General features: G+C 61.9%; 18 protein-coding genes and 1 pseudogene. 14 read left to right on the top strand and 5 right to left on the bottom strand.

All coding sequences use genetic code 11. The features are described 5' to 3' along the window. Positions 1-19: 19 nt before the first annotated feature. The 3 genes from GA0004734_RS23840 to GA0004734_RS23830 all read right to left on the bottom strand — a co-directional run bounded on the left by GA0004734_RS23840 (position 20) and on the right by GA0004734_RS23830 (position 3214). Positions 20-1072, bottom strand: coding sequence for a site-specific integrase (locus GA0004734_RS23840; RefSeq protein ID WP_245292623.1), 1053 nt, complete (start codon positions 1070-1072; stop codon positions 20-22). Further along, a complete protein-coding gene (locus GA0004734_RS26205; RefSeq protein ID WP_175386668.1) occupies positions 1017-1634 on the bottom strand; it encodes a tyrosine-type recombinase/integrase in 618 nt (205 codons plus the stop codon). Before GA0004734_RS26205 ends, GA0004734_RS23840 begins: the two co-directional genes overlap by 56 nt. 341 nt (positions 1635-1975) lie before the next feature. Further along, the gene (locus tag GA0004734_RS23830; RefSeq protein ID WP_139056336.1) at positions 1976-3214 is read right to left on the bottom strand and encodes a tyrosine-type recombinase/integrase; all 1239 of its coding nucleotides are present in this window, start codon (positions 3212-3214) and stop codon (positions 1976-1978) included. Between the two features lie 406 nt (positions 3215-3620). Here GA0004734_RS23830 and GA0004734_RS23825 point away from each other — a divergent pair, with 406 nt between their 5' ends. The 13 genes and pseudogenes from GA0004734_RS23825 (at position 3621) to GA0004734_RS23770 (ending at position 22680) form a co-directional block, all read left to right on the top strand. Further along, complete coding sequence (locus tag GA0004734_RS23825) at positions 3621-4658, top strand: DUF3991 and toprim domain-containing protein (protein WP_139056335.1); 1038 nt, start codon at positions 3621-3623, stop codon at positions 4656-4658. A gap of 65 nt (positions 4659-4723) precedes the next feature. Next, the gene (locus tag GA0004734_RS23820) at positions 4724-5329 is read left to right on the top strand and encodes a DUF1419 domain-containing protein (protein WP_092938670.1); all 606 of its coding nucleotides are present in this window, start codon (positions 4724-4726) and stop codon (positions 5327-5329) included. 90 nt (positions 5330-5419) lie between these two features. Then, positions 5420-10516 (top strand): helicase-related protein, encoded by a 5097-nt coding sequence (locus tag GA0004734_RS23815; protein WP_092938469.1) that lies wholly within the window; start codon positions 5420-5422, stop codon positions 10514-10516. A 490-nt stretch (positions 10517-11006) separates the two neighbouring features. Next, positions 11007-12758, top strand: a complete 1752-nt coding sequence (locus GA0004734_RS23810; protein ID WP_092938467.1) for a ParB/RepB/Spo0J family partition protein — start codon at positions 11007-11009, stop codon at positions 12756-12758. Then, positions 12755-13648, top strand: a complete 894-nt coding sequence (locus GA0004734_RS23805; protein ID WP_092938465.1) for a DUF7007 domain-containing protein — start codon at positions 12755-12757, stop codon at positions 13646-13648. Before GA0004734_RS23810 ends, GA0004734_RS23805 begins: the two co-directional genes overlap by 4 nt. Then, positions 13645-13956, top strand: a complete 312-nt coding sequence (locus GA0004734_RS23800; RefSeq protein WP_092938463.1) for a hypothetical protein — start codon at positions 13645-13647, stop codon at positions 13954-13956. Before GA0004734_RS23805 ends, GA0004734_RS23800 begins: the two co-directional genes overlap by 4 nt. Positions 13957-14335: 379 nt before the next feature. After that, the gene (locus tag GA0004734_RS23795; RefSeq protein ID WP_092938461.1) at positions 14336-14923 is read left to right on the top strand and encodes a hypothetical protein; all 588 of its coding nucleotides are present in this window, start codon (positions 14336-14338) and stop codon (positions 14921-14923) included. A 278-nt stretch (positions 14924-15201) separates the two neighbouring features. Further along, positions 15202-15915, top strand: a pseudogene (locus GA0004734_RS23790) (ArdC-like ssDNA-binding domain-containing protein); the annotation flags it as partial. A gap of 167 nt (positions 15916-16082) precedes the next feature. Next, positions 16083-17507 (top strand): tyrosine-type recombinase/integrase, encoded by a 1425-nt coding sequence (locus tag GA0004734_RS23785; RefSeq protein WP_092938348.1) that lies wholly within the window; start codon positions 16083-16085, stop codon positions 17505-17507. Further along, positions 17504-19291 (top strand): hypothetical protein, encoded by a 1788-nt coding sequence (locus tag GA0004734_RS23780; protein ID WP_092938350.1) that lies wholly within the window; start codon positions 17504-17506, stop codon positions 19289-19291. Before GA0004734_RS23785 ends, GA0004734_RS23780 begins: the two co-directional genes overlap by 4 nt. A gap of 131 nt (positions 19292-19422) precedes the next feature. Further along, on the top strand, positions 19423-20790 hold the full coding sequence (locus GA0004734_RS26815) for a hypothetical protein (RefSeq protein WP_348626122.1): 1368 nt from the start codon (positions 19423-19425) through the stop codon (positions 20788-20790). Between the two features lie 85 nt (positions 20791-20875). Beyond that, positions 20876-21115, top strand: a complete 240-nt coding sequence (locus tag GA0004734_RS26810; protein ID WP_348626121.1) for a hypothetical protein — start codon at positions 20876-20878, stop codon at positions 21113-21115. Positions 21116-21777: 662 nt separating this feature from the next. Then, positions 21778-22680, top strand: a complete 903-nt coding sequence (locus tag GA0004734_RS23770) for an ArdC family protein (RefSeq protein ID WP_092938354.1) — start codon at positions 21778-21780, stop codon at positions 22678-22680. Between the two features lie 123 nt (positions 22681-22803). Here GA0004734_RS23770 and GA0004734_RS23765 read toward each other — a convergent pair whose 3' ends face one another. Then, positions 22804-23268 (bottom strand): Lrp/AsnC family transcriptional regulator, encoded by a 465-nt coding sequence (locus GA0004734_RS23765; RefSeq protein WP_092938356.1) that lies wholly within the window; start codon positions 23266-23268, stop codon positions 22804-22806. 96 nt (positions 23269-23364) lie between these two features. Here GA0004734_RS23765 and GA0004734_RS23760 point away from each other — a divergent pair, with 96 nt between their 5' ends. Next, complete coding sequence (locus tag GA0004734_RS23760; RefSeq protein ID WP_245292622.1) at positions 23365-23793, top strand: LysE family translocator; 429 nt, start codon at positions 23365-23367, stop codon at positions 23791-23793. A 2-nt stretch (positions 23794-23795) separates the two neighbouring features. Here the strand turns inward: GA0004734_RS23760 and GA0004734_RS26605 are convergent. Then, positions 23796-24024: hypothetical protein (locus GA0004734_RS26605; protein WP_245292621.1), on the bottom strand; the 229-nt coding region annotated here is incomplete at its 5' end.

Genomic DNA, 24024 nt, shown 5'->3' with positions numbered 1-24024 from the left:
CACGCCGGGAGCAACGAGCTTAAAGCGCTTGGAGGAATGCCATCAACTTGTCGGGCGGCCGGTAGCGAACACCTGTCGGGCTGACCGGCTGAAGCCGGCTGAGCGCTTCTTCCTTCATCGCAAGGTCAGCCTCCATGTAGATATGCGTCGTGCTGATGTCCTCGTGTCCGAGCCAAAGCGCGATCACGGTCAGGTCGACGCCGGACTGCAGCAGATGCATCGCCGTGGTGTGTCGGAAGGTATGCGGCGATATCGCCTTTGCCAGGATCGATGGAACACCTCCGCCGGCAGCGCCGACGGCGAGGTCGAGGCGCTGCCTCACACTGGAACGGGATAGGCGCGTCCCCGAACTGTTGGGAAAGATGTAGGCATCCGGTCCACAATCATGAAGATCCTGAATCCATCGCTTCAGCGTTCGTGCGGTCTCATTCCAGAGTGGCACGCTCCGGCGCTTGCGCCCCTTCCCATGCAGGTGCACGACCGGTGCAGTCTCCAGAATGACACTGCCAATCCGAAGGTCGATAGCCTCGGACACACGCGCGCCAGTATTATAGAGGAATGTAAACAGTGCCCGGTCGCGCCTGCCGGCCCATGTTTTGGGATCGGGCGCGTTGATGATCGCCTCGACCTCGGGGCGGGCCAGGTAGCCGAGAACTGCCTTGTCATGCCGCTTCTGCGGGACGGCGAGGCTGCGCTCGATCACCGCCAGCGCAGTCAGATCCTCATGCGCGGCATATTTGAGGAAGACCCGGATTGCGGACAGCCGTGCATTTCGGCTCCTGACGCTGTTGGCCCGATCACGCTCGAGGTGATCCAGAAAGGCCAGGATCAGATCGGCATTGAGGTCGGGCAAGGTCAAGTTCGTCGGGGATTTCCCGATCCGTTTCTCAGCGAAGGCCAGCAGGAGTTTGAACGTGTCGCGGTATGCCGCGACGGTGCATGGGCTCACCGCTCGTTGCTGGCGCAGATGATCAACGAAGAAGCGCTGCAGCAAGGTCGGAAAGGAAGGTGTGGTATCACTCATCGAAGTTGCCTCCAACGATAGCTGCACCTTCGAAACGATGGCCGGCAATTGCCATAAGCTCGGGCACGCCCTCGATATACCAGTAGGTATCGCGCAGATTGGCATGGCCGACATAGGTAGACAGCATCATCATCGCCGCATCGATCTCCGTTCCGCTTTGCTGCCAGAGGATAAGCCGGCGGCATATGAAGGTGTGCCGAAGGTCATGGATACGCACGAAGGAATGGCCACCGCGCGGCCGGATTCCCAATCTCTGGGTGATCCGGAACCAGGCGTGCCAAGCGTTCATGTAGCTCAGCTTCTTGCTGGACAGCTCGCTCATGAAGACTGGATCGGCCGGTCTCGATGGGAATAACGCGTTTCGTCGATCAAGGAAGGTCTCGAGCGCGGCAACAGCGGTTGGATGGAGGGGGACCAGTCGCTGGCGGCCATATTTCGCTTCCCGCACCAGGATCTGCGAAGCTTCGAGATCCAGATCTCGGATCTGTAGGCCGAGCGCTTCGGATATACGCAGCCCAGTCGAGGCCAGCAGGCCGATCAGGGCAGGCATCATGAGCGTCCCGGCAGCCTGAACGCGGCGAATGTGATGCGCTTCGGCGATAACGGCCACGATTTCCTCGTTCGCGAAGATATGTGGAGCAAGCCGACGCTTCGTCCGCCCAAAAGGATTGGTCGCCGGGAAGGTGGTTTCACGATCCTCTGCCGCGAGAAAGGCCGCGAATGGCCTCAACACCTCCAGTCGTTTTGCCCAGGTGAAAGGGTCGGCAATTGTCGCTCCGGTCTTCGCCCAGCGGAGCGCGATATCGGACGAGAGCGCCCCTTCGTGTCCTCTGTCGTCGGCATATCGTGCAAAGGAGGTGATCTGCCTTGCCGGAGTTTTCATCTTGAAGCCGAGGCTTCGGCGATGTGCGAGGTAGGCCTCGGCACGAGATAGCATAGTGGCTGACCCGGTCATGCGCTCGCTCCCGGCCAAGGCAGGGCTACGGCCGCCAGCCTGTTTTGATCGACGCGGGCGTAGCCCGCAGTCGTCACCACGCTCCTATGCCGCATGATGTCCGCAACCTGCTTCAGGGGCACGGCATCGTTGACCAGTCGACTGGCAATCGTATGGCGGAAGATATGGATACGGGTGCAATCCCAGCCCAATCGGTCGTAGACCGCATAGACTGCTCGCTGTACCGAGCGCGGAGTGATCGGCTCTCCAAGGGGCGCAACATGCCGGACGAAGACTTCCCTGTGTTGCGTGGCTTGCCTTTCATGCACGATATAGTCGGCGATAGCTTCGCCTGTAGCATATGGAAGCGGCATAGGATCGGACCGGCGCGACTTGGTCGAGCGCACCCGGATCATACCTTTTTCCCAATCGATATCGTCGAGTGTCAGGCTGGTTATCTCGATCGACCGCATCCCGAGGTCTGCTAGGCACCTGATAATGGCATGAACTCTCTTCCGGGTTCGGCCGATTTCTGCAGAGACTTCCAGCAATCGCTCCAGCTCCGCCGGGCTGAAGCCCGTTTGCAGTCTGGCCGGCGTTTTCACTGCGGGTGCTGGTATGGCCTTTACTAGCCGACGGACATCGTCGCCTAAGAGTGCTCGATATCGAAGATAGCACCTGATCGAGACAGAGTAGCTGCGGATGGTTGCTGGTTTCCGTCCCTGCTCGCCGAGCACGAACTGACGAATGTGCGAGTGGTTGAGGTTGGCTATATCGACACGGCCATCTTTCACACATCCGACCAGAAGCCTCGGAACAACATTGCGATGCTTACGGCGTGAACCCGCGGACAAGCCCCAAACTTCTTCGAGCATTTTATCGAACGCCAGGACTTCACGATCTATCGCCGCGAGGTTCATCGGCGGGATCTCGCGAAGTGCCCTCATTCTGACGGCGAGGTTCAAAGCTCGACGCATAGCCTCCACCTCCGTGCGCATTTTCCAAAAGCATGAGCAGGAGCAACCATTCGCGTGATCCGTCAGGAAGCTTTCAATATGTTCAGTGGTGAAGCTTTCCGTGGCGACACCACGCTCGAATAGCCAATAGCCAAAGTGAAGGACGACTGCGGTATATTGGCGCTTGCGCCTAACGTCCAAATTTCGGCGCTCGCATTGGTCATGGACCATTCGAGCGAGCGGCGAAAGAATATTGTCCGGGTCTTCGGTTCGAAGACGGAGGTGCAGTGGGGTCGGCAATCGCGTTCTCCTTTTTCGCTGAGTTGCGACTGCAGGTTGCCTTCATTCGGATGCCCGACGCTGGGGATTGAAGGCTCAAAGAGCTGATTATGTACAGTTGGAAAGCGGGGATGCCCTATAAAGCAGGGCGATCGAGCCTGAGGTGACCATAAGTCACAACGGCTCATATTCATGCTTATGCGCAGCTCCGCATAAGCATGAATATTTCCCCCGCGGGTCTCATTGAGACCCGCATGTCCCTGCCGCTGGCGACCTGTCGGCCGCAAGGGAAGCTTCGCCGCGGCCGGTGCAAATCTGCACCTTGATTGCCGCGCCCTTGCCCCCTCCATTCTTCGCGGCGGAAACGAGGATGGCCGCAGGTATGCGGATTGGAAAAGAAGGGCGATCGATAAGTGATCGGAAAACAATGAAGAGAGAAGAGTTGGAGGCGCTGCGCGCCAAGGTGAGTTGCGAAGCCGTGCTGGAACGAGCCGGTTACGAAATCGATCTGAAGGAAAGCACGCGACGCGCCGTCAAATATCGGCGTGGCGGCAACATCGTCATTGTCACGCATGACGGACGCGGCTGGTTCGATCCGCTCAGCGACGAGAAAGGCGATGTCTTCGGCCTTGCCATGTTCCTGGAAGGAATTCCATTCCCGTCCGCAACGGACGCGGTCGCGTTACTTGTCGGGTATCAGCTCTCCCGGCCGGAATGGAGGTCCTCGCGGTCTTCAGTGCCAGTAAAAGACATTTGCGACCGTTGGCGCAGCCGGCCCACGCCTTCGCCCGGATCCGGTGCCTGGCGCTATCTGTGCTGGGGGCGCTGGATTCCGGTTGCCATCGCCCGGCAGGCCATCCGGGAGGGTGTCCTGCGGGAAGGACCCTTCGGCAGTATGTGGGCGGCCCATGTCGATAGCGAGGGTCGCGTCGTCGGCTGGGAGGAGCGCGGTCCCGACTGGCGTGGCTTTGCCAGCGGGGGGTCGAAGGTTCTCTTCCGTTTTGGACCATGCGATGCTTCTCGTCTCTGCGTTACCGAGGCCGCGATCGACGCGATGAGCCTTGCAGCGCTCGAGGGCTCGCGCGAGCAAACTCTCTATCTCAGCACTGGCGGTGGGTGGTCTCCGGCGACAGATGCGGCGCTTGCCGAACTTGCGGTGCGGCCGGGACTGACACTGGTTGCGGCCACGGATGCCAATTCCCAAGGGGATGTCTATGCAGAACGATTGCGGGCGCTCGCCGAGGCGTCCGGCTGCGATTGGCAGCGGCTGCGTCCGCCGGCGGAGGATTGGAACGAGGTTCTCCAAAACAGGGAACGGGAAAAACGGGAAAGGAAGACCGAAGGGGATAACGAGGCCTGCCGCATGCGCGCCGGCCGCATCAAGGGAGGCTCCGCCCGGCATGCGCCGGCCCTTGACCCGGCCGGACACGAGGCCGGCAGCGCGGAAGGGGTCATGAAGGACTGAAGAGAATGGCGAGGTCGAAACGACTTGTGCTGCCTTCGGTCCAGACCCCCGAAAGGATCAAGCTGATGACCTCGATAGCCCTTCCCCGCAAAATCTTCCACGGCGTGGCCAGGCGCGCCGACATGTTTCGGATGTTCGACAGGCACGCGATGCGCCCAGACCGCTTTGATGGTGACCAGTCTGCCGTCTACGCCGGCGAATGGTTTGAGATCGACGAAACCTCCTACTCCTATATGCTGGACATTCTGCCGCCGCTCTGGATGCGCGGGCCGATCTTTGCGATGCGAGAGTTCATGACCGGTTCGGTGACCTCGGTGTTTTATGTGATCCGGATCGATGAAGCCGTCCGTTACTTTCACACCTACTGCGACCTCTCGGACCCGAACTCTGTGGAGGCGATGCGCTCTGCGATCCTTGATCGCGAAACCCGACCAGTCCGGGCGATGAGCCGCGAAGAACGGCTTGAGCACATCTGGAGCACAACCACCGACGACTATCGCGGTTATGCCGGCGACAACTGGCCGAAGGCGATGCAAGGCCACCGCACGGTGATGCTCTACGGTGGCAGTGAAGGCACGTTTCTGAAACTGCTCGACACCCTGTCCGACGACGAGATCGCGGCAAAGCTGCCGGTCCATTTGCGCCACCTCCCCGCATCGCTGGCCGCCTGAGCCGGATCATCATTCGCAAATTTCGCGCCGAAAGCGGCCTTCTCGGTGGCCGGGCGAAGGCGCACGCCCTCAATCCAAAGGAGCTTTTCCATGAGCAACGATCCATTTACATCAGACATGTTCGGCTCGAGCGTGCTTTCGTCCGGCTTCGGCCTCGGGCTTGGCGTGACAGCGTTCGGCGAGTTCTCGCCTGATGCCGCCAATGACGACGATCCGGATCCCCTGCCGCCAGCACCGGCGCCCGCCCTCCCCGTCGCTGGAACGCCTGCCAGGCGCGCGAGGCTTCGGGCAAACTTCTATCTCGACGGCGACCGCGGGCTGGCCGCCGCCTGGAAGGATCGCGCCCGCGCCAATGTCGCGGCGATCCTCATTGCCGACGGCATTGCCAAGCAGGAGCGGCCGGCGACGGCAAAGGAACAGGCGCAGTTGATCCGCTTCACCGGCTTCGGCGCCAGTGAACTGGCCAACGGTATGTTCCGTCGGCCAGGCGAGGTCGATTTCGGCCAGGGCTGGGACGATATTGGTTCTTCGCTCGAGAGCGCGGTTTCCAAGAGCGACTACGCGTCGCTTGCCCGCTGCACCCAATATGCGCATTTCACGCCAGAGTTCATCATCGCAGCAATCTGGGCTGGGGTCCAAAAATTGGGCTGGCGCGGCGGCCGGGTGCTGGAACCTGGCATCGGCACGGGGCTGTTCCCTGCCCTGATGCCAGAGCTATATCGCGACGCCGCCTATGTGACCGGGATCGAGCTCGATCCGGTCACCGCTCGTATCGCCCGCCTGCTTCAGCCAAAGGCGCGGATCATCAATGGCGACTTTGCCCGCACGGATTTGGCTCCGATCTACGACCTCGCCATCGGCAATCCGCCCTTCTCCGATCGCACCGTCCGCTCGGACCGCGCCTACCGATCGCTCGGCCTTCGTTTGCACGACTATTTCATCGCCCGGTCGATTGACCTGCTGAAGCCCGGCGCGCTTGCCGCCTTCGTCACATCGCATGGCACCATGGACAAGGCCGATACCACGGCACGCGAGCATATCGCGAAATCCGCCGACCTGATTGCGGCTATCCGCCTGCCCGAGGGCAGCTTCCGTCGCGAAGCCGGCACGGATGTCGTCGTCGACATCCTGTTTTTCCGCAAGCGGAAGCCGGGAGAGCCGGAGAGAAATCAGCCGTGGCTCGATGTCGATGAGATCAGGCCGGCCACCGACGACGAAGGCGCCATCAGGGTCAATCGCTGGTTTGGTCGGCATCCGGACTTAGTGCTTGGCACACACGCCCTGACCTCCGGTCCGTTCGGCGAGACCTACACCTGCCGCCCATGCGAAGGAGAGGATCTCGAAGCCGCCCTTGCCACTGCCATCGAACTTCTGCCGGCCGATCTCTATGACGGCGAGCCGACACCGATCGATATTGATCTGGAGGAGGAACTCGGCGAGATCGTCGATCTGCAGCCGAAGGGCGGGACTGTTCGCGAGGGCAGCTTCTTCCTCGACCGGTCGAAGGGCCTGATGCAGATGCTCGACGGATCGGCCGTGCCGGTCACGATCCGCAAGGGCCGCTCAGGCAATGGGGTCCCGGAAAAGCACGTCCGGATCGTCTCAAAGCTGATCCCGATCCGCGATGCAGTGCGCGAGGTCCTGAAGGCGCAGGAAACCGACCGGCCTTGGCGCGATCTCCAGGTGCGATTGCGCATCGCCTGGTCGAGTTTCGTGCGCGATTTCGGGCCGATCAACCACACAACAGTCTCGATCCAGGAAGATGCCGAGACGGGTGAGGTCAAGGAGACCCACCGCCAGCCGAACCTCGCACCGTTCCGCGACGATCCCGATTGCTGGCTGGTCGCCTCGATCGAGGACTATGATCTGGAGACCGACACGGCGAAACCGGGGCCGATTTTTTCCGAACGGGTGATTGCTCCGCCGGCCGCACCGACGATTACCTCACCTGCCGATGCGCTCGCCGTCGTGCTGAATGAACGAGGCCACGTCGATATCGACCATGTCGCCGAGCTGCTGCACAGCGATCCTGCTGATGTGGTCGATGAGCTGGGCGAGGCCATTTTCCGTGATCCGGCCGACGGATCGTGGAAGACGGCAGACGGATATCTCTCAGGGGCCGTCCGCACAAAGCTCGCCGCTACGCAGGCTGCCGCAGAGCTCGACCCATCATATGAGCGTAATGTCCGCGCGCTTCTAGATGTTCAGCCGGCCGATCTGCGTCCCTCGGATATCACAGCCCGTCTCGGCGCACCGTGGATCCCGGCCGCCGATGTCGTCGCCTTCGTCAGGGAGAAGATGATGGCAGAAATCCGCATCTACCACATGCCGGAGCTTGGGTCCTGGACGGTGGAGGCACGGCAGCTCGGTTACAGCGCCGCTGGCACATCTGAATGGGGAACGAGCCGCCGCCACGCCGGCGACCTGCTGTCTGACGCGCTGAATAGCCGGGTCCCTCAGATCTTCGACGTGTTCAAGGATGCCGACGGCGAGCGCCGGGTCCTCAATGTCGTTGACACCGAAGCCGCGCGTGACAAGCTGCAGAGGATCAAGCAGGCTTTTCAGGACTGGGTCTGGACCGATCCAGATCGCACCGACCGGCTGGCCCGTGATTACAATGATCGCTTGAACAATATCGCGCCGCGGAAATTCGACGGCTCCCACCTGAAACTTCCTGGCGCCTCTGGCGCCTTTGTTCTTTATGGGCACCAGAAACGCGGTATCTGGCGGATCATTGCCGATGGCTCGACCTATCTCGCCCATGCCGTCGGCGCCGGTAAGACGATGACAATGGCGGCGGCCATCATGGAGCAGCGCCGGCTTGGACTGATCGCCAAGGCCATGCTGGTTGTGCCCGGCCATTGCCTGGCGCAGGCCGCTCGCGAATTCCTGGCGCTATACCCGAATGCTCGCATCCTCGTCGCCGACGAAACCAATTTCACCAAGGACAAGCGGGCCCGCTTACTTTCTCGGGCGGCAACCGCGACCTGGGATGCGATCGTCATCACGCATTCGGCTTTCCGATTTATCGCGGTGCCCTCCACCTTCGAGAGCCAAATGATTCAGGACGAGCTGCAGCTCTACGAAGACCTGATGGCCAAGGTCGATAGCGAGGACCGCGTCTCGCGCAAGCGTCTCGAGCGGTTGAAGGAAGGTCTTCAGGAGCGGCTCGAAGGTCTGGCGACCCGCAAGGATGATCTTCTGACCATCTCGGAGATTGGTGTCGACCAGATCGTCGTCGACGAGGCGCAGGAATTCCGCAAACTGTCTTTCGCCACCAATATGTCGACGCTGAAAGGCATCGACCCGAACGGCTCGCAGCGGGCCTGGGATCTCTATGTGAAGTCCCGCTATATCGAGACGAAGAACCCCGGCCGGGCTCTGGTGCTGGCGTCAGGAACGCCGATCACCAATACGCTTGGCGAGATGTTCTCGATCCAGCGCCTGCTTGGTCATGCAGCCCTTGCCGAACGCGGCTTGCACGAGTTTGACGCCTGGGCATCGTGCTTCGGCGACACGACCACCGAACTCGAAATCCAGCCATCGGGCAAGTACAAGCCAGTCAGCCGCTTCGCATCCTTTGTCAACGTGCCGGAGCTGATCGCCATGTTCCGCTCGTTTGCCGATGTGGTGATGCCCGAGGATCTCCGGCAGTATGTTAAGGTGCCTAACATCTCGACCGGCCGGCGGCAGATCATGACTGCCAAGCCGACGGCAATGTTCAAGACCTATCAGCAGACCCTCGGCAGCAGGATCAAGGCGATCGAGCAGCGCGAGGGGCCCGCCAAGCCCGGTGACGACATACTGCTGTCCGTCATCACTGATGGGCGCCATGCGGCGATCGACTTGCGCTTCGTCATGCCGGCGGCCGACAACGAGGAGAACAACAAGCTCAATCTGCTCGTCCGCAATGCCCACCGGATCTGGAAGGATACCGGCGAGGCGATCTATCGACGCCCCGATGGCAAGGATTTTGAGCTACCGGGCGCTGCCCAGATGATCTTTTCCGATCTCGGCACGATCAATGTCGAAAAGAGCCGAGGCTTCTCGGCCTATCGGTTCATTCGCGACGAGCTGATCCGGCTCGGCGTGCCCGCCTCGCAAATCGCCTTCATGCAGGAATACAAGAAGACCGAAGCCAAGCAGCGACTGTTCAGCGACGTCAGGGCCGGCAAGGTTCGTTTCCTGATCGGCTCGTCGGAAACTATGGGCACGGGCGTCAACGCCCAGCTTCGGCTGAAGGCGCTCCATCACCTCGATGTGCCATGGCTGCCGTCGCAGATCGAGCAACGGGAAGGCCGGATCGTCCGCCAGGGCAACCAGCACGATGAGGTCGATATCTTCGCCTATGCAACGGAAGGCTCGTTGGATGCCAGCATGTGGCAGAACAATGAGCGTAAGGCTCGGTTCATTGCCGCGGCGCTGTCTGGCGACACCTCGATCAGGCGGCTCGAAGACGTTGGCGAGGGGGCGGCCAACCAGTTCGCCATGGCCAAGGCCATTGCCTCCGGTGACGAGCGCCTGATGCAGAAGGCTGGGCTTGAGGCCGACATTGCCCGGCTTGAGCGGCTGCGCGCTGCCCACGAGGACGATCAATACGCCGTACGCCGGCAAATGCGAGATGCAGCGCGCGAAATCGAGGTCTCGACCCGGCGGATTGACGAAATCGGCCAAGACATCGCGCAGCTACAGTCGACCACCGGCGATGCCTTCACCATCACGGTGCTCGGTAAAGAACATGCCGAGCGCAAGGAGGCCGGCCGGGCGCTGATGAAGGAAATCCTCACGCTTCTGCAGCTTCAGCATGAGGGCGAGGTGCATCTTGCCACGATCGGCGGCTTCGATCTCGTCTATAAAGGTGAGCGTTTCGGCAAGGGCGACGGCTATCGCTTCGAGACGCTGCTCCAACGCACCGGAGCCGATTACGAGATCGATCTGGCGATCACGGTGACGCCGCTCGGAGCCATCTCACGGCTGGAGCATGGACTTGAAGGCTTCGAGGAGGAGCGGCGTCAATATCGCAGGCGTCTCGAAGAGGCTGAGCGCCGGTTGAGTTCGTATCAATCGCGCATCGGCAGCGCTTTCCAGTTCGGCGACGAACTCGGCGCCAAGAGGAAGCAACTTCGCGACATCGAGGTGGAACTAGCCGCTTCCGCGGTCGCCGATGCAGACCAGATTGCTGCATGAGAAACCGAAGCCCAGGTCGGTCTCCCTGCCTCGGGCTCTATCCCACCTGGGCATTCACCAAGGGATAACTGGGTCATGTGCCCACGGCGCTCGCCGGAGCTTTCGATGTCGTCCGGGATCTGAAAAGGGCGCTCCCCTCGCGGGTTGAGCGCCCTTTTTGCGTTTTAGTTTGCTGGCAAGTTCCAGCGTGCCGTCGCGCTTGCCCGTGCGCGATCGGGTGCTCCGATAGAAGCGAGTAAAAGAAGGAGAGAGAGAACCAGTCGCCGATCGGTCCTCCCGCCGACGCGTGCGCTCAACCGCCGCCTGCGCCATCCCGGCCACTCGTTCTTCGCAGGGCTGTCAGCCCCGCTCGTCCTTCGCAGCAGGGATGCTCGGTCGCAGTTGCGTCAGTCCGGCCGTTCGGCGGTCCTGGAGGTGTCTTCGAGAAAAATGAAGACAGGAAGGGCTGGCATGGCGCCGGTCCGGAACCCTCTAGACAAGGACAAATCCCATGCAGATCATCAAGGTTGACCCGCGCGCTCTGAAAGAAAACCCCAACCGGATGCGCCAGTCTAAGTCGTCGCCGCAGGCCGATGCGCTGATGCTGGCGACGATCAAGGCCGTCGGCATCGTCCAGCCGCCGGTGGTCGCACCCGAAACCGATGGTGGAAACGGCTACATTATCGACGCCGGGCATCGTCGCGTGCGTCTCGCCATCGCGGCCGGTCTCGAAGAAATCGAAATCCTCGTCGTTGATGCAGCCAACGACAATGGCGCGATGCGTTCCATGGTTGAGAACAGCGTTCGCGAAGCGCTCAATCCGGTAGACCAATGGCGAGGTATTGAACGCCTTGTTGCACTAGGCTGGACAGAGGAAGCGATCGCCGTCGCTCTCGCTCTTCCCGTCCGCCAGATCCGCAAGCTGCGCCTGCTTGCCAATGTCCTGCCAGCTATGCTGGAGCAGATGGCGTTGGGCGACATGCCGTCCGAGCAGCAGCTACGGGTGATCGCGGCCGCCGGCCAAGTCGATCAGAAAGAAGTCTGGAAGGCGCACAAGCCAAAGAAGGGTGATACGGCGCCATGGTGGCAGATCGCCAATGCGCTGACGAAAAAGCGCATGTATGCCAGGGACGCGAGCTTCGGTGACGATCTGGCTCGGGCCTACGGCATCGAATGGGTGGAGGATCTCTTCGCACCGGCCGACGAGGACGGCCGCTACACCACCAATGTCGAAGGTTTTCTTGGCGCCCAGCACGAATGGATGACCAGCAACCTGCCGAAGCGCGGCGCGATCGTCGAGGTCAACAGCTGGGGCCAGCCGGAACTGCCGAAGAAGGGATCCCAAGTTTACGGCAAGCCGTCCAAGTCCGACCATACGGCGCTCTACCTCGATCGTGACGGCAAGGTCCAGACGGTGCATTACCGCATGCCCGAGGCGGCGAAGCCGAAGGGTGCTGTTGGCGACGGATCGGTCACTGGCGGCGATGACACCGACGCAGTCGCCACGCCGAAAGCCCGGCCCGACGTCACGCAGAAGGGCCACGACATGATCGGCGATTTCCGCACTGATGCCCTGCACGATGCGCTCGGTCGCGCGCCGATCGAGGATGATATGCTGATGGCGCTGATGGTCCTGGCGTTCGCCGGCCAGAATGTCCGCATCGACTCCGGCGCAGATGGCACCTTCTACGGCGGCAAGCGCTTCTCGCGTCATGCCGTCGGACTGTTTGACGAGCATGGCAAGCTCGCCTTCGATCAGGACACGCTTCGGGTCGCCGCCCGCTCGGTGCTGATCGACGTCCTCTCGTGCCGGCGGGGCATGTCGAACAGCGGCATGGTCGCGCGCATCGCCGGCGAGGCGATCGGCGCCGACGCGTTCCTGCCAAACATGGGCTCGGAAGATTTCCTCTTGTGCTTGTCGCGCCAGGCACTGGAAGCCTCTTGCGCTGAGGCATCGATCCAGCCGCGCCCGAAGGTCCGCGAGACGCGTACAGCGCTCGTCGAGCATTTCGCAACTAAGCACTTTGTCCATCCGTCGGGCCGCTTCGCACCGCCGGCTGACGAACTGCTCGACTGGATCCGGGCAGGCTCTGCCACAGATGTCGTCGGCGCCGGGTCGCGCGACGACGGCCGCGCTGAGGATCCCGCTGAGGACCAGGATGGGGAGATCGACAACGATATGGAACGGGAAGGCATGCAGGGGGCAGACCGCCCCGATGACGCTGAGCTTGACGAGGACTTCGATCAGAGGGCCGCAGCATGACTGCCGCCCTCAATTCCAACATGGCAGCATCCACCCCCGATCTTTCGGGGGTGGAGTTTGCCACCAGCGCGGACGGCCTGCCAATGGCCCGCATCGGTGACCTGGTCCTTGGCATGATCACATCACCCAGCGGGTTTGCGTTTGTTGCAAGCGCCGGTGCGATCCGTCGGCCACTCGCAGATCTGACGCGGGCAGATTTCATCGGGCATGACGGCCGGGTCGCCGATGAGGCCGAGTTCCGGGCTCGCGTCGCCGAGACCGCTGGTCACAAACGCGATCTGGCCAAACTGAACCGCGTGCAAACCCGCATGTCGGCCAGCACACCATGGGGCGGATCGCAGATGGCAGTTGTCTACGCAGAGGGCGTCGTCGCCCACCTGACATCAGGGCATGGCGGCTTCCATCTCTCGGCTGACCGAAATGCCTACGTCCATCCATTGCTGCGCAAGGACACGCCTTGGTATGAAGAGGACTGCGAATGGGCGATCGTCGCGATCAGTTTCCCGGACCTCTTCACCGCTTACGAGCGGTCAATGGCAGAAAAGATCTTCCGCAATACCTGGCCCGAAGCTTGGGAGAAAATCCATGGCCGCTCGCTCGCCGAGGGTGAGAGCTGGGCCAAGGATCGCCGTGTGTTCGATCAACGCTATGCGGCGGACTACATCGTTATGTCGGCAATCTTGTCCGATCAGCACCCCGGCATGACGGAGGTCGTGGCGAAGATCGGCGGAGGCCATATCCGCGGTGGTGAAGAACGCCGCTTTCTGGTGGCAAGCGACGAATATGCGGTGCGGGGGCGGTTCGGCTTCGTCATCGATCTCGCTCGTCACGCTGAATATCATGGCCCCTCCTCCCTCATTGGCTGGCGAAGCCGGGGGGATGGGTCATGATCGACATCCGCCTCTTGAGGCCGCTGGCGAAAGCAATCGGCGCCCAGTGCGAGACCCAGCGGCATCTCGATTGTCTGACTCGCCAGATTGCGGCGCGCGCCGGAAGACAGGCGACCACAGTGAAGGTCCGGAGCCGCGCGCGGCGCCGTTCCAGTCCCCGTCTCTACCATCGGGAGCTCGTTGACCGCCTTGCCTTCGAGCGCTGGGTCGAACGCGACACGATCGCCTGCAGGCTGGCGATGCAGGAGCAGGTCATCGGGGCGTTCCGGCATCGCGACCGCGAGCCTGTGCTGCATCCGGCGATATAGGAGGACCCGAGGCGAAAGGACCTGGCGATATCCTACCCGGCTTCGATGTCATCGTCAGGGGCTTGGCCATGTCTGTCGCTTGCCTTGGGATTGATATCGGAACCGTGCCGGACTGCCCTTCTTGTTCGCTGCGGTCTGAACCGGCGGCCGGTCGTTTCAAGGCCGCTGTCGCGCCGCGGGGCGGCCGATCCAGCCTCTCTGCGCGAGGGCAGGCTCGCGGTCTGCTCAGGTCAAGACCTGCTGGCCCGCAACCCTGCCCTGCTGGCTCAGCCGGATCGGACCTGTGAAGCCACCCGTCCCTTGCCGGTTCTGGTCGTCCGCATCGAAGGGCAGACCGGCACGGGCCGGAACCGCTTCGGAAGCCAAGGAAGGAACAGACATGGCCAAGCCCGCTACCCCCAATCGCTCCAACGCACGGGTCTCGCAATCTCGCCGCAGCACCACCCTCGAAATGGTCCGCCTCTCCTGCCCCGACGCCACCCAGGCGTCCAAGATCGCGACAAGCTTCGGCACGGCAGTCGTCGACAGCGATGGCATCCGCAGCCTTCACGAGCGGCTGATCGTCGAGACCGCCGAAAGCCTGTCCGAAGGCCTCGGCGAGAAGGCGATGCAGATCCACCTCCAGCGCATCGTCGGGGCCTTTGTCGGATCCGCGCATGGCGCCGGGCAATTCTACTCCCGCGCCGTCACCGAGGCGCGCGACGCAACGGCCAAGGCGTCCAACGATGCCCGCGACGAGGATCTCGATGGTCCGGTCGGCTATGACAGCGCCGCCCAGCGCAAGCGGGAGTTCGCGGCCGACATGGGTGTCCAATCGCACGCGCTGCGCATGGCAGCCGAAGGCGCGGTGGTGGCCTATGAACAGGTCGTCGGCGAGACCTGGAAGCCCTTCGACCGGCCGGTCGAAAATCCAGGCGCATCGCTCGACCGCAAAGCAGCCGAAGCTCAGTTGGCCGCTTTCGGATAACACGAACGGCGGGGTCGCACCCCGCCCCTTCCTTCTTGTTCCTTGGCTGGCGCTCGTGGGCGCCGGCCTTTTTCCATGTTGAGAAGAAAGGCTGAAGACGCGCCTATCGCGGCCCGTCCCGCTCGGCGGTCCTGCAGGAGCCGGGCACCCAAGCAACGGCTTTGCCGTCCTCCACGCTGTTGCGGCCGTTCCGGTGCATGGCCGCACCATCGGCTCCTGACTTCGGACCTCCGTGACGGACCACGATAGGCGCGGTCCTGAGAAAAGGAAAAGAAGTCATGACGAAGAAAGCGGGATCTGAGCGTATCGACATCTACACGCGGATCACAGATCGGATCGTCGAGGAACTGGAATCAGGCGTGCGTCCCTGGATGAAACCATGGAGCGCCGCCAACACGCATAGTCGCATTACACGGCCGGTGCGCCACAATGGCCTCCCCTATTCCGGCATGAACGTGCTGCTCCTGTGGTCGGAGCAGGTATCGCGCGGCTTCTCCTCCTCGATGTGGATGACCTTCAAACAGGCCCTCGAGCTGGGCGGGGCCGTGCGAAAGGGCGAAACCGGCTCGACAGTCGTCTTCGCCAGCCGGTTCACAAAGTCGGTGGCCGACGGAAACGGCAATGATGTCGATCGAGAGATACCGTTCCTCAAGGCATATTCTGTGTTCAATATAGAGCAGATCGAGGGTTTGCCCGACACCTATCATGCTCCGCCGGCCAAGGTGCGGGATCCTGTCGAGCGAATAGAGCGCGCCGATCTCTTCTTCCGCAACACCGGCGCCGCGATCCGGCACGGAGGCAACCAGGCCTATTATTCGCCGATCATGGATTACATCCAGATGCCGCCGTTTGAGACGTTTTGCGATGCAGCCGGATATGCGGCTGTCCTTAGTCATGAGGTGACCCACTGGACGGCGGCGGAACATCGCGTCGGACGAGATCTTTCGCGCTATGCGAAGTACCGGACGGATCGCGCCCGAGAAGAACTCATTGCCTTATCTTGACAGTCTGCACCGACTGGCGGCTTCTTACCGAGGTTGATGCACACGCTGACGGAGGCGCTTTCCAGGCCGGACGCAGCGCTCCCAAATAGCTGGCGGAGGCCGGCCTGGAGAGTGCCGGGCAAGTTGAACTCCTTCGTTGATGCTGGGCTCCCCGGATGGGGGTCTGGGGGAAGGTTGAACGACTTGTGGACAGTGTAATCACAGCTTCAAGCATTACTATTCTGGAGCTCAGATCAGCGGAGGGTCTGGACGCGCATGTCCCGATGATCCTCCGCGACGGGGCACTATACGATCCTGATCTGGATCGCTTTTTGCGCGACCTCCCTCTCAACGGCGTTCGCTCCCGCCATTCTCTCCGTGCCTATGGCTATGACGTTCTCGTCTGGGCTCGCTTTCTATCGGAAGCCTGCGCCAAGACGATATGGCAGGCTGACCGGTATGATGTCCTTGCCTATCATCGCGTCCGACGCCGCGCCGACGCGGGTCAACGCATTTCCGCTGCGTCCTGGAATCGCGCCGTTGCCTGTCTCGATCGGCTATATCGCTGGGGGGTGCAGGAAGGACTGATTGCGGACGTACCCTTCACGCATCGCTCGGTCTGGAGGCAGGGGTACGGTGGGCGCCGGTCGCAGGTGGTAGCGCGGAACGATGCCTATGAACCTGCCGCGCGTCGAGCGGACGTCAGTTTCGTCACGCTCGATGACTACCGACGGTTTCGGGATGTTGGCCTAAAAACGCTTTTGCCTGACGGCCACGCACGCCCTGGCGCCCGAGATCGCAACGGTATCCGCAATGCGCTGTTCTCGGATCTCCTGGTGACTGCAGGGCTTCGCCTTGAAGAAGCGTCGTCTCTCTTCACCTCCGATCTCGTCTTCGCCGATCACCGTGCCGGCCGTCAGGTCTGGCTGGATTTGCCAGATGCCCAAACCAAGGGTGATCGCGGCCGCCAGATTCTTGTTCCCGCTCGACTGCTCGAGCAGGTGCGCGCCTATGTCGATGTCGAACGTGCTCGTGCCGTTACGAAGTTCCAGCAACGCTCTGCATGGCGGTCGGTCGACCGACCGATCTTCGTTCATCGGGATCGGGATGCTGCCCGGCTGCGGTTGCTTGATGGCGGCGATATCGTACTCGACCTGCTCAACCCGGAGGAACGCGGTCGGATCATTATTTGCGACAGCGAGGGCACACCGAGCGAACCGGCGATATTATGGCTTTCGGAGATCGGCTTGCCGGTGCAGCCGAACTCATGGGAAGTCGCTTTCGCGCGTGCCTCCAGCCGGTGCAGATCCTTCGGTTTCGATATCAGCATCAGCCCGCACCAGCTCCGTCACACCTTCGCCGTTCACATGCTGGCGATGCTCATTCAGCACCGCCTCCGCGATGCTGCCTTGCCTGCCGGGGCGATGGAGGGATATCGGCAAGTTCTTGGCGATCCTCTCCAGCAGGTGCAACGGCTTCTGGGCCATGCCAGCCTGACGACAACATATATTTACTTGGACCACATCGCGACGCGCGCCGATACCGTCGATGCGGCTGTTGAAGAACTCCTGGGACTGCTCCCCTCGGAGGCCATGCTATGAGGGGGCGCCCACGCAAGGGAACTGCGGTTCGCTTTGAGCCAGCCGATGGCGTTGTTCCTCCACACGCCAGCAATCCGGTGCTGGGTCTGCGCTTCAACATCGAGGCGCGCTATGGCGGGACCGTCGAAGTTGATCTTGTCGGCGAGCATCCGAGACCCATCGCCCTCGCGTTTGCAGGAGCTCTACGCCGGCAGTCCGAGCTCGGCGGTCCGCTCGGCGCGCGCAGCACGATTAAGCAGCATCTCTCGGCGTACCTTCGGTTTTTCGAATACCTGCGCGAGCACTCCACGGCAACCACGCCAGCCGGTCTGCGTATTCATGATATTAATGGGTATGAAGATTTCCTCGAGGCTGGCGGGATGTCTCCGATCCACCGACATGTTGTTCTTGCCAAAGCTATACTTGCCTTGCGCTCGATCGACGCCGACCAGCCAGGTCTTCTGGATGAAGGTGTTCGTCGTCGGCTGAGCTACACCAGCGCACACTCGGCCGGACGATCCAGACCACGTGATGCCTATAGCCCACTCGTTGCACGGCAGCTTCGCGATGCTGCCCGTGGCGACATCGCCAAGATATTCCGGCGGATCGGCAACCTGCTTGATGAAGACGACAACTATCCCAAGCTTCGCAGACTGACCGACGAGGCCAATGCCCGGATCGTCGCGTCCGGCAGGCTCAGCAGCGCAGACCCCTCCTTCAAAAAGCTCTATTTCATGAGGCTGCGTCGTAGTCTTCCGGTATCGGCACTTTCCGAGGATCTGCACGCCCGTTTCCATCTGCGCGCAATGGATATTCCGCCTCTACTGACCTTCCTGTCATTGGAGACTGGCCTCGAGATCGAGTGCTGCAAGGCATTGACGGTCGATTGCCTCCAGAACCCTGGACCTGGCACCGTCGAGATTGCCTATGTCAAGCGCCGGGCCCGCGGCGCCGAGCACAAACACATTCGCGTCCGCGATGGAGGGGCTGGAACACCGGGCGGTTTGATCCGCAAGTTGATCGAGGCCACGGCCTTCACCAGGCAGTTTGTCCCGAGCAATTGCCTTTGGCTTTACTACTATACCGGGCCAACGCAGCTCCGGGCGGGTATCGAGCATCCACAGGAGCTCGTCGACCGATGGTCCGCAGGCCATGGGATCGTCGATGACAAAGGTGAACCTCTTCGTCTCCTTCTTTCCAGGTTGCGCAAGACCCACAAGGCGCTCTGGTATCTGAAGACTGAGGGTCATATGACCCGCTTCGCCATCGGCCACACGCCGGAGATCGCCGCTCGCCACTACGCGGATATCCCCTCGCTGCGACAGCTACACGAAGCCACCATTACCGAGGCATTCTCAGAGGTCGCGGCCGCTTCAGGTCCGGTCGTTCTGGCGCCTACGGAGGAAGCTTCCTGGCGGCAATCCGATGCGAGGCCCGAAGCGAGCGAGAACATAGACGGCATCCTCAGTGGCGAGCAGGACGTTTGGCTGGCGGCATGCTCCAGGTTTGACCGCAGCCCGTTCGGAACCCCAGGCGAGCCTTGCCCACAACCGTTCTGGGGCTGTCTCGAATGCCGTAACGCTGTCATCACCGCGCGCAAGCTGCCGGCGATCATTGCGTTCCTACGGTTTATCGAGGAGCAGCGGGCGGGTCTCTCCGCGGCGGACTGGGCCATGAAGTTTGGACGTGCCCATGCTCGCATTGCCGGGCAGGTTCTGCCAGGATTCCCTGATAGTGTGGTTGCCGCAGCCCGTCGCGAGGCGGAAGTGTATCCCCTCTATCTCCCGCCAGAGGCCCGCCAATGACGGGACTATCGCCAGCCGCTTCCTCCCGGCATTACGAGCGCCCGGTTCTCGCGACCGCTCCGCTGAAGCCTGGTTTTGATCGAGACGCTCTGTCGCGCTACTGTGATCCGAGCTGGGATCTCGGCCCGGCCGTGTTTCGCGAGAGCGCCCGTCGCTGTCACGTCACCGTGCATTTCGGTTCGGTTGAGGATACGGGCGTCCGCGAGGCGTTGCGCGAACTCCTCTATGCCCGGCTGAACGTCGATCTGCCTGGCCATCGCAGGATCCTTCCTCCCGGCAGTGTCCGGCAGGCGTTCAACCGAGCGCGGCGCTTCTTCGATTTCGTGCGTGATGAACTCGGTGTTGTCGATCTTCACCGGGTCGATCAGCCACTTCTGGACCGCTATGCCCGCCATCTCAGTGCCGATCGTGCCCGCCGGCCCGTCATTGTCGCGCAATTATTGGAAGTACCTGCCGATCTCTTCTTCTATCGCGACCATCTGCCCTCCGGAGGACTGAGGTTTCAACCTTGGACCGGAAGATCACCAGCGCGTGTCGCGGGCTATCGTCAAGTCCGGGAGAACCGGACGCCGCGCATTCCCGAGACAATCATCTCACCGTTGCTCGCCTGGTCGATCCGGTATGTCACCAAGTTCGCCGCCGATATCTTCGCAGCCCGCGAGGAGTTGGACAACCTCGAAGCCCACTGCGCCTCACTCATCGAGCAGGACAGCGTTCTCGAACGTAAAGACCGGCGGCGCAGCAGCGTAAGCGGCTTGAGGACTACTTCGGTCGGTTGCGCAGTGAAGGTCGCGGAGTGCCGGTCTGGGGCACTGCCCATAACGGTATATTTCTCCGGCATCCCGAGACAGGAGAGCTGTCGCCACCCGTCAACGCCACCTGCTTCACCTGCACATCGGTATCGACACGCTGGCCGAGCCGAAGATGCACATTCAACTCACGAACGGCGCTCCACGCCAGATCAGAGCTGCGGTGCTCGAGCTCGTGTCGAGACTGGCGGCATGAATACGCCCGTCTCCATTCTTCCAGAGACCGGCAAGCCCTGGCGGTCTCGTTTCGACGCCAGGACCTTGGCGACGGAAGAGCGCATGCTGCAATCAGCAGCGTATATCCTTTGTGCCTATCTGACCGGCATGCGAGATTGCGAAGTCCAGGCGATGCGGCGCGGCTGTCTTTCCGTGGCGCGAAGCAAAGATGGCATGATCATGCGCCACTGCGTTCGATCCGTCGCCTATAAGGGCAAGTCTGCCCGGGGCGAGCCTGCCGAGTGGGTTACCATCGAACCTGTCGCCAGAGCTGTCGAGGTTCTTGAACGCCTGTCTTTTCCGGCCGCCTCCGCCCGCGGCCTCACGACGCTCTGGCCCGTTCTGATCGCAAGGCCTGTTTGCAAGGACCACCTGTCCGCCGAGATCGTCCGCCAACTCAACCGCTTCCGCGACCACCTCAAACGATCTTTTCGCCACCCCGGACACGCCGGCGGTCCCGAATGGGCCTGGTGATCAGCCTTGGCGGATCACGACGCGCCAGTTTAGGCGCACGATCGCATGGCACATCGCCAATCGTCCTTTCGGCACCATTGCCGGTATGATCCAGTACAAGCATGCTTCCGTCGCGGCGTTCGAAGGTTATGCCGGCTCGAGCCGATCCGGCTTTCGGGCCGAAGTCGAGAACCAGCGTAGCCTTGGCCAGCTCGATGACCTGTTGATCTATTTCGACGAGCGGCAGGCCGGAGCAAGGCTGTCGGGGCCTGCGGCGGCACGGATCGCAAAGACGCTCGACAGCGTTTCGGATGATCTCGGGCCGCTTCCGGCCATGATCGCTTGATCGCGCCCGACTGCGCACCATGTTCGCGAGCCTCCGCGCGGACCCTTCATGTCGGCGTGCTGGCGGATTGCTTCTTCGATCCCGGCACGGCCGTCTGTCTGAAGCAGGCCACCGGTTTCAAAGGGCCGCTGACCGCACTCTGCCAGCCAACCCACTGTCCAAATGCCTGTATTACCTCAAGGCACCGGCCAGCATGGGTCCGGTCCGCACAGGAAGCCGCAGACCTGCTGAAGGAGAAGCGGCTGTCCACGCTTCAGCGAAGCATCCTTCAGCAGGATCTTGAGCGGGCGAACGCGGTCCTGGCCGGCATAGACGAAGCCCGATCCGCACCTGGCTCCTGAACGGAGCCGGGTGGGCTCCTGCGCCGGGGGCCCGCCCGGCGAGCTCGGAGCGCGCGATGCCCGACGCATCCGCGCAACGGCTGACGCCGTCCTCCGCTTGCGCTTCGGCTCTGCGAGTGCACGGCCGCGCCTGAGACATCGCAATCCGCTGCTCCGACGCCGGGACAGGCCCCGGGCGGAGAAGGAGCAACAATCATGACAAGACAAAACATGAAGAACAGCCGCCCGAACGGGCGGCAGGAGAGGAAGAGGAAGGCCGGAGTCGGGCGGTCGGTTGAGGGGGCGAGAGAGGCTCGCGCCGCCGGCCGCGGAGATTCCCCAATGCCCAGCACATCAGCATCCGTCCAGCGCGCTGACGTCTATTCTCGCGTCACGGCCGAGATCATCGCCGCGATCGAGCAAGGTGCCGGCGAATGGCGTGCGCCCTGGTTCCACAACGGCACCAGCATCGCGCGTCCGACCAACATCTCATCCGGCAAGCGCTATCGCGGCATAAACACGCTGGCGCTCTGGGCCGCAGGTTTCGCCGCCGGATATGGCGATGGTCTCTGGGGCACCTACAAGCAATGGCAGGATGCTAGCGCGCAGGTGCGTGAAGGCGAACGCTCCACCACGGTCGTCCTGTGGAGCGAGATCCGGTCTTCCAGGCAGGCCGAGAACCAAGACGATGATGACGGGCATCGGAGGATGTTCGCCCGTGCGTTCTCCGTCTTCAACGTCGCTCAGGTCGACGGCTACGAGCGCCCAGCGACTCCTGTACTGCCCGAGGCCGAACGCCTCGCCCACGCTGAAGCATTCATCGCAAACTTGGGCGTTGAGACCGAATTCGGCGGGTCGGAAGCCTATTACCGGCCCTCGGCCGACACGGTGTTCATGCCGCCCTTCACCTCGTTTCGCGATGCCGCGTCATTCTACGGCGTCTGGCTGCATGAGACCGGCCATGCCAGTGGTGCAAAACACAGACTCGACCGTGATCTTTCCGGGCGCTTCGGTTCGGCCGCCTACGCCGCCGAAGAATGCTGCGTGGAAATTCTCAGCGGGCTTGTCCTGGCTGACTTGGGGATCGCCCATCATCCGCGCCCCGACCACGCCGCCTATGTTGCCACATGGCTCAAGGTCCTGAAGGACGATCCCAAGGCCATCTTCACCGCTGCGAGCAAGGCGCAGCAGGCTGCCGATTGGATGCACGCTCAGCAGCCCCAAGTAGAGACAATGGCGGCGTGATCAACATCGCTTCGCCTCGTCGGGTTTGACCTTGATAGGGCCGAGTGACCTCACTTCGGCCCGTTCGTGCGAGCACGGTTTTGGCAGGAGTGCGCCAACACCGGACATGGGCTTGCTCCGCGTTCAAACCGGAAGTGCAAAAGTCTGCTTGATGACCTCGCTCGGCACGTCTGTCTTCACCGACTGAATACCGTTCTTGCGCGTCAGGTGCGTGGACTGAAAGCGCCGGTAGTCATCGAGATCGGCGACGACAACGCGCAGCAGCGCGTCACTCTCCCCCAGCATGATGTAGCATTCAACCACCTCCGGTAGGCGTCGCATCGCAGCGATGAAGAGGTCAATCGTCTCGGCATCCTGCGCCGTCAGCCAGACCCGCGAGAACATCGACAGGGGAAGGCCGACCTTTGCCTGGTCGACAACCGCGACGTATCGCTTGATGACCCCCGCCTCCTCCAAGACCTTCACCCGCCGAAGGCAAGGGGAAGGCGACAAGCCGACCTCCTTAGCCAGATCGATGTTTTGCATCCTGCCGTCACGTTGAAGAGCCTTCAGGATGCGCCTGTCGATCTCATCGAGCTTTTGAAACATACAAATTTGTCTTCCGTTGGCAGCAAATGCCAATATATTCACTCTGCAAGCAACATTAGCAACCCGATTGCGCTCGCATCCAGATACAACATCGATATGAACGCACATCTGCTCCTACTCTTTTCCGCCACGGTTCTGCCACTGATCTGCACGCCTGGCCCCGACATGCTCTTCATCGCGTCCCAGGCTGTGTCCGGGGGATCGCGAGCAGGGCTTCGCTCAACGCTCGGCGTGGTGCTGGGCTATGGCGTTCATTCCCTTTTGGTCGCCCTTGGACTTGCCGCCGTCGTCGCGGCCTCTCCCGTCCTGTTCGAGGCGATCAGATGGATCGGTATCGCCTATCTGCTCTTCCTCGCCTACAAGCTCATCAGATCAGCCATGCAGTCTCAGGACATCGCCGTATCCGGGCGGAAGGTCGAGAACCAGCTTTCCAAGGGCTTCCTGACGGCGCTCCTGAACCCAAAGGGTATGATGATCTACGTCGCCATCCTCCCCAGTTCATGGACCATCAGGCGGGCAACGTGACCTTACAAGCCATAAGCCTGTCTCTCGCGTTCATGTTCTGGTGTGCGGTCGTTTACTCGATCCTGAGCCTTACCTTGTCCCGTCTCGGCGGTGGCCACCTCAATGACAAGAAGCGCAGGTTGATTGACGGAACGGCGGGCGGAATGATCCTGCTGGCCGCTGGGTTCATGGCATCTGCACAGCGCTAGCTGATGACCGGTTTGGGTCGACAGCGGCTTTGCTGCTTGACTG

This window comes from Rhizobium sp. 9140, from assembly GCF_900067135.1.
Taxonomy (GTDB): domain Bacteria; phylum Pseudomonadota; class Alphaproteobacteria; order Rhizobiales; family Rhizobiaceae; genus Ferranicluibacter.
This window is presented reverse-complemented; position numbering and strand designations above follow the sequence as displayed.